The sequence below is a fragment of the Johnsonella ignava ATCC 51276 genome (assembly GCF_000235445.1).
Taxonomy (GTDB): Bacteria; Bacillota; Clostridia; order Lachnospirales; family Lachnospiraceae; genus Johnsonella; species Johnsonella ignava.
On sequence record NZ_JH378830.1, the window covers coordinates 171098 to 184246 of the forward strand.

The window sequence follows — 13149 nt, forward strand, 5'->3', positions numbered from 1 at the left end:
CAAATAATTCTATTAAGAGTAAAGTACGGTATATATAAAAGCCGTTTAATTTTCCGAATTGTTTTATAAATTACAGGTTTACAAAATTATTAAATTAATAAATTGAAAGGATAATTTAAAGGAACATTTAATGAATGATAAAGACAATAATGATAGAAAAAAGCCTGGTCAGAATAATACTCTGCAGACTGTTGTTTTTATTTTAGTTGCAGTAGTTGTTACCTTTTTTTTGGTTACTGTGTTGCCGTCAAAGATATCACAGCGTGCTACTACCACTATACCTTATACCGATTTTATGAGAATGGTTGATGAAGGAAAGGTAAGCTCGGTAGTAATAAAGGACAGCAATATAAAAATCAAGCTTAAAAGTGAGTATGACAACAGAAAAGAAAATGATTTTTTTTCACCTAAGGATTATGAAACGATAAGAGTTGACCAGGATGAAAATCTTATAAACAGATTATATGATGCAGGTGTAAAGGTTGAAAGAGAGAGGCAGGACAGCACTTCTATAATACTTTCACTTATAACATTTGTATTTCCGTTTGTTGCAGTTCTTCTATTTATGAATTTTATGATGAGGCGTATGGGCGGCGGAGGCATAATGGGAGTTGGAAAAAGTAATGCCAAGGTGTACCTCCAAAAAAAGACAGGAGTTACATTTAAGGACGTGGCAGGTGAGGATGAAGCTAAGGAGTCGCTTACGGAGATAGTTGATTTTCTGCATAATCCTGCAAAATTTACAAAGATAGGTGCTAAACTGCCTAAAGGTGCACTTTTAGTAGGACCTCCTGGAACAGGAAAGACTTTGCTTGCAAAAGCGGTTGCAGGTGAAGCAAAGGTTCCGTTTTTCTCACTTTCAGGTTCCGATTTTGTTGAAATGTTTGTAGGTGTCGGTGCTTCAAGGGTCAGGGATTTGTTTAAGCAGGCACAGGAGGCTGCACCATGTATCATATTTATAGATGAGATAGATGCTATAGGAAAGAGCAGGGATTCAAAATACGGAGGCAATGACGAGAGGGAGCAGACACTTAATCAGCTGCTTTCAGAGATGGACGGCTTTGATTCTTCAAAAGGGCTTCTTGTACTTGGTGCTACAAACAGACCTGAGATTCTTGATCCGGCACTTTTAAGACCCGGAAGATTTGACAGACGGGTGATAGTTGAAAGACCTGATTTAAAAGGTAGAGTATCAATACTTAAAGTACATTCAAAGGATGTAAGGATGGATGAGACTGTAGATCTTGATGCGATAGGTCTTGCAACCAGTGGTGCAGTAGGCTCTGACCTTGCAAATATGATAAATGAGGCTGCAATACTTGCAGTTAAACATGGAAGAAAGGCGGTAAGCCAAAAAGATCTGTTTGAAGCGGTTGAAGTAGTACTTGTAGGAAAGGAAAAAAAGGACAGAGTTCTTAATCAAAAGGAAAGGCGTATAGTTTCATATCATGAGGTCGGACATGCGCTTATTGCGGCACTTCAGAAAAATTCGGAGCCTGTACAGAAAATAACCATAGTACCAAGGACTATGGGAGCACTTGGTTATGTTATGTATGTACCTGAAGAAGAAACCTATCTGAAATCAAAGGAAGAGCTTGAGGACAGGCTTGTAGGACTTTTCGGAGGACGTGCGGCTGAGGAGATAGTGTTCGGTTCGGTTACAACAGGTGCTGCGAATGATATAGAAAAAGCGACATCAATTGCAAGAGCTATGGTTACACAGTACGGTATGAGTGATAAATTTGGGCTTATGGGACTTGCTACCGTTGAAGATAAATATCTTACCGGAAGAACTGTAATGGAATGCGGAGATGATACTGCAACCGAAGTTGACACTGAAGTTATGAATATGCTTAAGAGTGCTTATAAGACTGCCAAGGAAATGTTGTATGAAAACCGTGAGATAATGGATAAGATAGCAGCCTTTTTGATTGAGAAGGAAACTATAACCGGACAGGAATTTATGAAGATATTTAGAAAAGAAAAAGGAATTCCTGAACCTGTAAAAGAGGTTAAGGCTATACTTGTATAAAGTCGAAAAATATACTGAGCTAACAGTTTTATGAAAAACTTAAAGTGTATTACATGGAAAACACACCGAAGATTTTTTGGATTTTCGGTGTGTTTTTTTGATTAAAAATGATTAAACACGCTTAGAAATACATTGGAAATAATATGTAAATTTTATCAGATCTTTTTATGTTCATATCTCGGCTCTGAGGTAAGCTGTATTCCAAGTTTATGGAAAATCTTAATATCAACATTTGACAACATAACGGAGGTGTGCACCTGACAGCCCCTAAGTTTAGGCAGTTGCTCAAGTGCAAGATGTGCATTGTTATCAGTAGCTGCACACATTGAAAGTGCTATAAGTATTTCATCCGTATGAAGTCTGGGATTGGAACTTCCAAGATATTGTGTTTTAAGCTTTTGCACAGGCTCTATAACAGTAGGTGAGATAAGGTGTATTGAGTCGTCTATATTTCCTAAAACTTTTATAGCATTTAAAATAAGAGCGGCTGAAGCACCAAGGAGCTCAGAAGTTTTAGCGGTAACTATCCTGTTATCTGCAAGTTCGATAGCTGCAGCGGGGGTTGAAGTTGTTTCAGCTCTTAAAAGTGCTGCAGATACAACCTTTCTAAGTTCCGTACTTATCTTTGCCTGTTTCATTAAAAGTTCTATTTTATAGACTTCATCAGCTTTACATTCGCCCTTTGCAAGATGGTTCAATGATGCATAATATCTGCGTATAATTTCCTGTTTACTTGCATCACGGCAGACTTCATCATCATATATACAGTTACCTGCCATGTTTACTCCCATATCGGTCGGAGATTTATACGGGCAGTTGCCAAATATACCCTCAAATATAGCAGCAAGGACAGGATAGATTTCAACATCACGGTTATAATTTACTGTGGTTTCACCATATGCTTCAAGATGGAACGGATCTATCATATTTACATCATTTAAATCTGCTGTTGCCGCCTCATAAGCCAGATTTACGGGATGTTTTAGAGGCAGATTCCATACCGGAAAGGTTTCAAATTTTGCATATCCCGCTTTTATTCCCTTTTTGTTTTCATGGTAAAGCTGTGAAAGGCAGGTTGCCATTTTGCCGCTGCCTGGTCCGGGTGCAGTAACTATTACAAGCGGTCTTTCAGTAACTATATAATCATTTTTACCATAACCGTCCTCGCTTACAATAAGGTCAACATTGCTGGGATATCCCTCTATCATATAATGCCTGTAGACTTTTATTCCAAGACTTTCAAGTTTTGATTTAAACATATCCGCACTTTTTTGCCCTGAATAATGAGTTATTACTACACTTCCTACATAAAGTCCCTTGCCTCTGAAAGACTGTATAAGTCTTAATACATCAGCATCATAAGTTATGCCCAGATCGGAACGTACTTTGTTTTTTTCAATATCTTTAGCTGATATTGTAATTACTATCTCAGCCTGGTCTGCAAGCTGTAAAAGCATTTTAAGTTTTGAATCAGGTTCAAATCCGGGCAGTACTCTTGAAGCATGGTAGTCATCAAACAGCTTTCCTCCAAATTCAAGATAAAGCTTGTCATCGAACTTACTTATACGTTCTTTTATATGTTCGGATTGCATAGTTAAGTATTTTTGATTGTCAAAGCCCTGTAACATATTAATCTCCTTACTTTGTTGTATATTTTAAATGAAACCTTAAGTATATCGAATTATACCGGAATACATATTTGTTTTGAAATAGCAGACAGTTAAGCTGCGGTAAATTATTTTATAAAAGAGATAAATTTTAAATAATAAGTTTAGATTGTACCATTATTATGGTATAATGTAAACATTGCTTTTGGTGAAATAAACCTATGCATGGTAAGGCGGCAGAAAATCCTGCTGAACTGTCGCTGTATAAAGGCATCAGCATTTTAATAATTTTGAATTCAGATCATAATTTCAAGTCTGTATGCCGTATTTGCAGGGCGGTATAAATACCGTCAATAACTTGATATCAGGAGGGATTTTATGAAGGAAATTCAAACACCGCGTTCAGGAGAGATATATATGGGGTCTGACAAGGGACTTTATCAGATAGTCTGTACTGCCATAGATGCTTCAAGTATGCAGAAACTTATCATTTTTCAGGAATTGCAGGGAGGCTTCAATACATATGCCCTTGCAGATGAGAGGTTTAATTCCTCAACTACACAAAAAAACGGTGTAAAAGCCCCTATGTTTAAAAAGGTATTTGTAAATCAAGACGGCAGCATTGAAGAAAATATCGAAGAAGATGCTGTTAAAAGCGAAAGTTTTTCACACAGTTATACCGGTATCAATTCAGATAAAACTGCTGCTGCAGACTCTAACATATCTCAGGCTGATAAGTCTCAAGATTATTTCAAAAGTACTTTTGGAGCTGTAAGCATCAAAAAGGCTGAGTCAGGTGAAGAAGGAAGCAATGAAGATAATCCTGATAATTCAGGCAAATATGAATTTTCAGATAAAACCGGCAGAAAGCTTGTTTTAGGAAGAACGGATCATAACGATTTATCGGACAAGGATGCTTCAGATACCTTTAATGATAATAAGGATAAGAGCGGTGTACAGGGCAGTAAGACGGAGGATTCATTTTATAAAATTAAGGAATTTGATGAACTTGAGGATGATAAAGCTGTAGACAAAAAAGATGATAAAGAAGAGTATTCAAGGGAACTTATGATAAAGTTTTTTGATGCAAAGACTGATATCGAAAGAAAGCAGCTGCTTCAAAATAATAAACTTAAGATTACTCAAAATGATCTTAATGTGATATATGAAGCCTTTGAAATACCTCCATTTGATGGTGGTAAAATATTTCAGATAGAATGTCTTATATCATATCTTGATACAAGGATGAAGTTTGAAGGTTCATGATTTATGCAGAAGTATATGCATTTAAGTTTATAAAAAGCCGATACATATATGTTTGGAGAAAAATAATATATGGCATTTATTATAGAAGATGAATTAAGGAAACTCCCGGCTTCGCCGGGGGTTTATATTATGCATGACAAAAAAGATGATATACTTTATGTGGGAAAAGCCGTATCACTTAAAAATAGGGTTAGACAGTATTTTCAGTCAAGTCGGGGCAAAAGTACTAAAATCATGCAGATGGTTTCAAAGATACACAGATTTGAGTATATAGTTACGGATTCGGAACTTGAAGCACTGGTTCTTGAAAATAATCTTATAAAAGAACATAGACCTCGTTATAATACTATGCTTAAGGATGATAAAACATATCCGTATATAAAATTTACTGTTAGTGAAGATTATCCGAGAATTATGCTTACAAGAAAGCTGAAAAAGGATAAAGCAAAGTATTTCGGTCCCTTTACAAGTTCAACGGCAGTAAATAATACACTTGATTTTTTAAGAAAAACATTCAGGATAAGAAATTGCAGCAGAAATCTGCCAAAAGATATAAGAAAGCAGCGGGCATGCCTTGATTATTATATACATCAATGTGATGCGCCATGTCAGGGTTTTGTTTCAAAAGATGACTATAATAAACAGGTATCTCTTGCACTTGAATTTCTAAACGGTAATTATAAAAAATTGACTGATGAAATACAAAAGCAGATGAATGAAGCCTCACAACAGTTTAAATATGAGGAGGCTGCACAGCTTAGGGATTTGCTTAACAGCCTGCTGCATGTAACACAGAAGCAGAAAATAAGCTCCGAGAGTATGGAGGATAGAGATATAATAGCTCTTGCAAAAGATGAAGAAGATGTACTTGTACAGATTTTTTTTATAAGAGACGGTAAAATGGTTGGAAGGGAACATCATTATGTACAGGTAAGTATAGATGATGAAAATCCATATATACTTGAAAGTTTTGTAAAGCAATTTTATGCAGGAACTCCCTTTTTGCCTAAAGAGCTCTGGCTCCAATATGCACTTCCCGATGAGGAACTTATATCAAACTGGCTTTCACAAAAAAGAAGGACAAAGGTCAGGCTTTTAGTTCCTAAAAAAGGTAATAAAGAAAAGATGATAGAACTTGCATATAAAAATGCGGAACTGATTTTAAGCCGTGATAAAGAGAAATTGAGGCGTGAGCAGCTTAAAACTACAGGTGCTTTAAATGAGATTGAAAAGCTTCTTGGAATTTCAAATATAAAGAGAATTGAATCATTTGATATAAGTAATATAAGCGGAGCACAATCAGTCGGTTCAATGGTTGTGTATGAAGACGGAAAGCCGAAGAGAAATGATTACAGAAAATTTAAAATTAAAAGTGTTTCAGGTCCTGACGATTATGCTTCAATGCGTGAAGTTCTTTACAGGAGGTTTACACATGAAAGCAGATATTCTAAAACTGATTCGGGTTTTGCAGTTTTACCTGATCTTATAATGATGGACGGCGGTAAAGGACAGGTAGGTGCAGCACTTGAGGTTTTAGAGGATCTTGGTATAGAATTGCCTGTATGCGGTATGGTCAAAGATGACAAACACCGTACTGACAGGCTTTATTTTAAAGGCAGCGAACTGGAACTTAAGACCAGAACCGAGGCTTTTAAGCTTATAACCAGAATACAGGATGAAGTACACAGGTTTGCAATAGAATATCACAGAAGTCTAAGATCAAAAACCCAGGTAAAGTCAATACTTGATGATATAAACGGTATAGGTGCGGTAAGACGCAAAGCTTTGATGAAACATTTTAAGAATATAGAGTCTATAAAAAATGCGGATTTGTCAGAGCTGAAGGAAGTTTCAGGCATGGATTCAAAATCGGCACAGTCTGTATATGATTTTTTTCGTAAATAAAAGAGTTAAAATAAAAGGATCTGATAAAATAAATTTAGGAGAGAGTTAAAATGTTAATATATAATATCGGGAAAATAAAAAAACTATTATGGCAGGGGAATATGTACAATACATAAAAGTGCATAAAAATACAAAAGTTGTTAATTTGTATTTTTAAAAAAGTCTGCAAAGCGTTATAAATACCTAATGTTTTATTTTTTTATGCAAGCACAAAAGTATAAAGTTGCAAGAATTATAAAAATATGCTATAATACCAAATATCAGCATGTTAAAACACTAACCATTCATACGCATTTAAACTATTCACAAATATCCGTAAAAAAGTTCTACAACTACATAATATAACATCGAAAGGATATAATTATGGAAAATATAAGGCATCATGCTAATGTAAAAGAAGAACGATTTGAAAAGGTTTTAAAGGAAAAAGATATTTTTGCAATAGCGTTTGGAGCGATGATAGGCTGGGGATGGGTAGTGCTTGTTGGAATATGGGTTAATAAGGCGGGGTCGTTAGGAGCGATGGCAGCGTTTGTGATCGCAGCTGTAATGATTATTTTTGAAGGACTTATATATGCAGAGCTTACAAGTGCCATGCCTCTTACAGGAGGTGAACAGCAATTCAGTATGAGAGCCATGGGAAAAACAGGCTCATTTATATGCACTTGGGGTCTTATATTAAGTTATATAGGTGTAGCCGCTTTTGAAGCATGTGCTTTACCATCAGTGCTTCAGTATATATTTCCGGGATTTCTTAAAGGATATATGTATACAATAGCAGGATTTAAAGTCTATGCTTCATGGGTTGCGGTGGGTTCGATTTCAGCTCTGATTTTAACATTTATAAATATAAGAGGTGTAAAAACGGCAGCAGCTCTTCAAAATGCTCTTACATACATAATTGCCATTATAGGAGTTGCTCTTATAGCACTTTCGGCAGTAAAAGGTCATCCGCATAATATGCATCCTTTTTTTGAGGACGGATATAAAGGAGTATTGTCAATAGCCGTCATGACACCGTTTATGTTTTTAGGCTTTGATGTAATTCCTCAGGCTGCAGAAGAGATAAAGGTTCCGCTTAACAGGATAGGCAGGGTAATAATTTTTTCAATTATAATGGCAGCAATATGGTATATAGCTATAATTTTTGCAGTGTCAATGGCAATGAATGCTTCAGAGATGAAGTCGGCTGAACTTGTAACTGCGGATGCCATGAAAAAACTTCTTGACAATAAACAGGCTGCTGCCAATGTTGTAATAATAGGCGGAGCTGCGGGGATACTTAGCAGTTGGAATTCATTTTTTATTGGTGGAAGCAGAGCGATTTTTGCTTTGTCTGAAATAAGACTTATACCCGAGTCGTTTTCAAAACTGCATCCCAAGTTTAATACTCCGTATATATCAGTAATTTTTGTAGGGGTATGTTCTGTTATTGCACCGTTTTTCGGAGAGGAGATGCTGACATGGCTTACAAATGTCGGAAGTTTCGGAGCAGTGCTTGCATATCTTTTTGTGGCAATATCGTTTATACTTCTCAGGAAAAATGAACCTGAACTTGAAAGACCGTATAAAGTCAAATATCCGAAACTTGTAGGAACTATGGCAGTTATCCTTACAGGCGGCATGCTTACGCTATATATACCTGGACTTCCTTCAGGTTTTACAAAAGAGGAGTTTATAATAGCCGGGGGCTGGATAATTTTAGGCGTAGTATGCTATTATACTTCACTTGCAGGTTGGAAGAAAAAGGGATATTCAGATGAAGTGCTGTTTGGCAACACTCCCTATTATATAAACAAAAGGAAAAGAGAAAACCAAAAAAGTTCTTTAGATGCGGAAAAGGCTTTTAAGTAGTCGTATTAAATAGTTTTTATACCAAACAACATGCTGTAGGATTAGTGGATTTTTTATCAAGAACGGTATATTTTTCAAGAACAGTAAAGGATGTTTATACCGGGCATGTCAGTTATGACAAACTGTAAACAGGTGGCATATAAAATATGGCACCTGTTTACAGTTTAGTTAAAAAATTATATATATGTCTTATTTTTCAAGTGTTCAAATATTGCTGAAATTCTCTCTTTATGTTATTCTAAAAAGTACGGAAATAAGTATATTTAATATAAAGCTATATATATTACGGAGGTAATTTATGCTTGGAGTTACAATAACTGAATTTATACAGGAAAAAGAATTAATAAATATGACACCTGAGATAGATACTGATGGTATATTTGTTAAACATCCTGATGTGAACAGACCTGCACTGCAGCTTACCGGATTTTTTGAACATTTTGACTCGGAGAGGATACAGATACTGGGGCATGTGGAATATGAATATCTGGGTCAGATGGAAGAACTTTCAAGAAAAAATATATTTAATAAGCTGCTTTCATATAAAGTTCCATGTATAGTATATGCACGTGGGCATAAGCCCGATGAGGATGTTTTGGAGTTATGTAATTATTATGAGGTTCCATGTCTTGTAAGCGAACAGACAACTTCCGATTTTATGGCTGAGGTTATAAGGTGGCTTAAAGTAAAGCTTGCTCCTGCAATCACTATACATGGGGTACTTGTAGATGTATTTGGTGAAGGGGTTCTTATAATGGGCGAAAGCGGTATAGGAAAGAGTGAAGCGGCACTTGAGCTTATAAAGAGAGGGCACAGGCTTGTATCTGATGATGTAGTTGAGATAAGAAAAGTTTCAGATGCCACTCTTATAGGTACTGCACCTGATATAACAAGACATTTTATAGAACTCAGGGGGATAGGAATAATAGATGTTAAGGCGCTTTTCGGGGTTGAGAGTGTAAAAGATACACAGCAGATAGATATGGTAATAAAGCTTGAAGATTGGGATAATGAAAGAATGTATGACAGACTGGGACTTGAAGAAAATTATACTGAATTTTTAGGCAATAAAATAGTCTGTTATACACTTCCAATAAGGCCGGGAAGAAATCTTGCAGTAATATGTGAGGCGGCATCTGTAAACCACAGACAGAAAAAGATGGGATATAATGCTGCACAGGAGCTTTATAACAGAGTTCAGGCAAATATTAATAAAAATGAAAATCCTATAGACAGATTAAAATAATATAAAAATGGTTTTGAGATTTAAACAGAAAAGATTGTATGGAAAATAAAAATAAAATTTATATAGATGCTATAAAAAAGATTGCAGGAAGCTCAAAACTTCTTAAGGATGAACCTATGTCAAGACATACTACATTCAAAGCAGGAGGCACGGCTGATATATATATAGAGGCTGAAAATGAGGAAACCGTAAAAAAAACAGTTGATTTTTGCAGGTTGAACAATATTGATTACTATATAACCGGAAACGGCAGCAATCTCCTTGTAAGTGATGACGGTTTCAGAGGGCTTATTCTTTCAACGGCAGCACTTAAAGATACTCTTGAAGTAAATGGAGAGTATCTTACATGCAGTGCGGGATATACGCTTGCCGTTGCTGCAAATAAAGCGGCAGAGAATGGACTGGGCGGCATGGAATTTGCTTCAGGTATCCCCGGAAGTGTAGGGGGTGCTGTGTTTATGAATGCAGGTGCTTATGGAAGTGAAATAGAAAATATACTACAGAGTGTAAGATTGCTGGAAGCAGATGGAACTATAAGAACGGCAGATGCCTGTGAACTTGAGTTGTCTTACAGAAGCAGCAATATAGGAGCTTTATCAAGAGTAATACTTAGAGCGGATTTTAAACTAAAAAAGGGTGATAAAGCTCTAATATCCGAGAAGATGGCTGAATTAAATTTAAAAAGAAGGACTAAACAGCCTCTTGATTATCCAAGCGCCGGTTCCACTTTTAAAAGGCCTGACGGATATTTTGCAGGAGCTCTTATAGAAAAGGCGGGGCTTAAAGGATTTAGTATAGGCGGGGCACAAGTTTCTGAAAAACACTGCGGTTTTGTTATAAATAAAGGAAATGCCACTTCCAGTGATATATTCAATCTTATAAAACATATACAAAAAACTGTTCTTATAAATTCAGGTGTGGAGCTTACTCCTGAGATAAGACTTGTTGGAAAATTTTAATAATATTTATAATTTGTGATAAAAGCGGTATTTATATGATTATAAGGAGGCTTAATGAAGTTTATTATAGTAACCGGGATGAGCGGTTCGGGAAAGACCGTAACTTTAAAACTGCTTGAAGATTATGGCTATTATTGTGCAGATAACCTTCCTGTTGAGCTTATAGGAAAATTTGTTGAACTGCTTAACAGTTCTTTTATAGGGAATATGGGACCGGCGGGAAGTAGAGGTGCAGCCATAGGCATAGATATAAGGAGCAGTGTAAATCTGTTATGTATAGAAAATGTATTTAATGAACTTGATGCAAAACATATAGATTATAAGGTGTTATATCTTGATGCAGATACAAAAGCACTTATAAAAAGATATAAAGAAACCAGACGTTCACATCCTCTTGCAAGAAATGACAGGCTTGAGACAGGTATTGAAAAAGAACGTATTGAGCTGAAGTTTTTAAAAGAAAGAGCTGATTATGTAATAGATACAAGCAGGTTTTTATCAAAAGATCTGAGAGCCGAGCTGATACGGATTTTTATAGATAATAAGTCATATACTAAATTGTTTGTAAATATACTTTCATTCGGTTTTATGTATGGGATACCCGATGATGCAGATCTTGTTTTTGATGTAAGATTTCTGCCGAATCCTTTTTATGAGGAAGATTTAAGGCTTAAAACCGGCGAAGATGAGGAAGTGAAGAAGTATGTATTTTCGGAAGGTTCTGCATATATTTTTCTGACAAAATTAAATGATATAATAACTTTTTTATTGCCATTATATATAAAGGAGGGTAAAAGTCAGCTTGTAATAGCTATAGGATGTACAGGTGGTCAACATAGATCGGTAGCAATTGCTACTAGTCTGTCAGAATATATATCTTCAATGAAAGATTTAGGCGTAAAACTTGAACACAGAGACATACATAGGAATATATCAAGGCTGAGTTGAAAAATGTCGTATTCATCAGATGTGAAACATGAGCTTGCAAGAGTTATTTCATCCGGCAGACATTGCAGACTTGCCGAACTTTCCGCTTTAATAAGCCTTTTAGGGACTGTTAAAAAAGAGGAAGATGACAGGATTGCCTTAAAAATATCATACGATAATGCAACTTTAATCAGAAAATGCTTTACATTATTGAGAAAAACATATAATATAATAGTAGACATCATTATAAATAAGTCTACAAATCCTAATAGAAAACATATGTATTCTATTATCATTAAAAATGACAATATAGCCCGTATGGTATTAGATTCTGTAAAACTCACATATAATGATGCTATTGAGCAAAAATATCTGTTTATAACAGATAATATGCTACTCAAAAATTCATGTTGTAAGCGTGCTTTTATACGTGGAGCATTTCTCTCATCAGGTTCGCTTTCCGACCCTGAAAAAGCATATCATTTTGAAATTGTTTTACCTGATATGAACAGGGCTGTTCTTATAAAGGATATAATGGTTTCGCTTGGAACCGATGCGAAGATTGTCAGCAGAAAAAATTCATATGTAGTATATCTGAAAGAGAGTGAGCAGATATCAAATATGCTTGGTCTTATGGAGGCAGGCAATGCACTTATGGATTTTGAAAATACCAGAATACTTAAAGGTATGAGAAATGAAATTAATCGCAAGGTAAACTGTGAAGCAGCTAATATTAATAAAACAGTATCCGCTTCTATGAGACAGGTAAAGGATATAGAACTTATAAGAGATACTATCGGTCTTGAGGGACTGCCGCCTGGGCTTAGGGAAACGGCACATTTAAGGCTTGAATATCCTGAAGCGAATCTTAAAGAGCTTGGAGAATATCTAACTCCCGCTGTGGGAAAAAGCGGTATGAATCATAGGCTTAGAAAGCTGTCGCAGATAGCACAAGATATAGAAACAGACAGCACAGGATAGAAAAACGGAATGTAAACAGCTTCGCTGAAAAGTGTATTTTTGAGTGATTACATTGGTTTTATGCTATAAATTCAGTTGTAAAGGTATTTGAGGAGAAGACAAGATGATTAAGAAAACTATCACACCGGGACATAATTTTGGTTCAGAAGCAAAGCCGGTTGCTATGCTTGTACAGCTGGCAAGCCGCTTTAAAAGCAGCATATATATTGAAAGCGAAGATGCCAAGGTGAATGCAAAAAGTATAATGGGTATGATGACACTGGCATTAAAATCAGGCAATGCCATCACAGTGATTGCAGAAGGTGATGATGAACATACTGCATTACAGGGTATTGAAGATTATTTATGTGAGGCTGCGGGCTAAGCGGAGTA

General features: G+C 35.9%; 10 protein-coding genes. 9 read left to right on the top strand and 1 reads right to left on the bottom strand.

Annotated elements, in window-relative coordinates:
• The first annotated feature begins 130 nt into the window (after window positions 1–130).
• Window positions 131–2032: an ATP-dependent zinc metalloprotease FtsH gene (gene ftsH, locus HMPREF9333_RS03270; protein ID WP_005539764.1), complete on the top strand. Its 1902-nt coding sequence runs from the start codon at window positions 131–133 to the stop codon at window positions 2030–2032.
• A gap of 155 nt (window positions 2033–2187) precedes the next feature.
• Here the strand turns inward: ftsH and HMPREF9333_RS03275 are convergent, their stop codons facing one another.
• A complete protein-coding gene (locus tag HMPREF9333_RS03275; protein ID WP_005539766.1) occupies window positions 2188–3660 on the bottom strand; it encodes a DUF1846 domain-containing protein in 1473 nt (490 codons plus the stop codon).
• 357 nt (window positions 3661–4017) lie between these two features.
• On the opposite strand from HMPREF9333_RS03275, the gene HMPREF9333_RS03280 reads away from it, so the two are divergent.
• From HMPREF9333_RS03280 to HMPREF9333_RS03315, 8 genes are all read left to right on the top strand, one after another.
• Window positions 4018–4905, top strand: coding sequence for a hypothetical protein (locus tag HMPREF9333_RS03280; protein ID WP_005539768.1), 888 nt, complete (start codon window positions 4018–4020; stop codon window positions 4903–4905).
• Window positions 4906–4974: 69 nt separating this feature from the next.
• On the top strand, window positions 4975–6810 hold the full coding sequence (uvrC, locus tag HMPREF9333_RS03285; RefSeq protein WP_005539770.1) for an excinuclease ABC subunit UvrC: 1836 nt from the start codon (window positions 4975–4977) through the stop codon (window positions 6808–6810).
• 363 nt (window positions 6811–7173) lie between these two features.
• Window positions 7174–8664: an APC family permease gene (locus HMPREF9333_RS03290; protein WP_005539771.1), complete on the top strand. Its 1491-nt coding sequence runs from the start codon at window positions 7174–7176 to the stop codon at window positions 8662–8664.
• 298 nt (window positions 8665–8962) lie between these two features.
• A complete protein-coding gene (gene hprK, locus HMPREF9333_RS03295; RefSeq protein ID WP_005539772.1) occupies window positions 8963–9910 on the top strand; it encodes an HPr(Ser) kinase/phosphatase in 948 nt (315 codons plus the stop codon).
• Between the two features lie 38 nt (window positions 9911–9948).
• Complete coding sequence (gene murB / locus HMPREF9333_RS03300) at window positions 9949–10869, top strand: UDP-N-acetylmuramate dehydrogenase (RefSeq protein ID WP_005539773.1); 921 nt, start codon at window positions 9949–9951, stop codon at window positions 10867–10869.
• A 54-nt stretch (window positions 10870–10923) separates the two neighbouring features.
• Window positions 10924–11817, top strand: a complete 894-nt coding sequence (rapZ, locus tag HMPREF9333_RS03305; protein ID WP_005539774.1) for an RNase adapter RapZ — start codon at window positions 10924–10926, stop codon at window positions 11815–11817.
• A 3-nt stretch (window positions 11818–11820) separates the two neighbouring features.
• Window positions 11821–12777, top strand: a complete 957-nt coding sequence (whiA, locus tag HMPREF9333_RS03310; protein ID WP_005539775.1) for a DNA-binding protein WhiA — start codon at window positions 11821–11823, stop codon at window positions 12775–12777.
• Window positions 12778–12880: 103 nt separating this feature from the next.
• A complete protein-coding gene (locus tag HMPREF9333_RS03315; RefSeq protein ID WP_005539776.1) occupies window positions 12881–13141 on the top strand; it encodes an HPr family phosphocarrier protein in 261 nt (86 codons plus the stop codon).
• Window positions 13142–13149: the final 8 nt, after the last annotated feature.

Coding starts and splice junctions, on each gene's coding strand:
- uvrC (WP_005539770.1), top strand. CDS start 4,975: ATGGCATTTATTATAGAAGATGAATTAAGGAAACTCCCGGCTTCGCCG.
- hprK (WP_005539772.1), top strand. CDS start 8,963: ATGCTTGGAGTTACAATAACTGAATTTATACAGGAAAAAGAATTAATA.
- HMPREF9333_RS03280 (WP_005539768.1), top strand. CDS start 4,018: ATGAAGGAAATTCAAACACCGCGTTCAGGAGAGATATATATGGGGTCT.
- rapZ (WP_005539774.1), top strand. CDS start 10,924: ATGAAGTTTATTATAGTAACCGGGATGAGCGGTTCGGGAAAGACCGTA.
- whiA (WP_005539775.1), top strand. CDS start 11,821: ATGTCGTATTCATCAGATGTGAAACATGAGCTTGCAAGAGTTATTTCA.
- HMPREF9333_RS03275 (WP_005539766.1), bottom strand. CDS start 3,660: ATGTTACAGGGCTTTGACAATCAAAAATACTTAACTATGCAATCCGAA.
- HMPREF9333_RS03290 (WP_005539771.1), top strand. CDS start 7,174: ATGGAAAATATAAGGCATCATGCTAATGTAAAAGAAGAACGATTTGAA.
- murB (WP_005539773.1), top strand. CDS start 9,949: ATGGAAAATAAAAATAAAATTTATATAGATGCTATAAAAAAGATTGCA.
- HMPREF9333_RS03315 (WP_005539776.1), top strand. CDS start 12,881: ATGATTAAGAAAACTATCACACCGGGACATAATTTTGGTTCAGAAGCA.
- ftsH (WP_005539764.1), top strand. CDS start 131: ATGAATGATAAAGACAATAATGATAGAAAAAAGCCTGGTCAGAATAAT.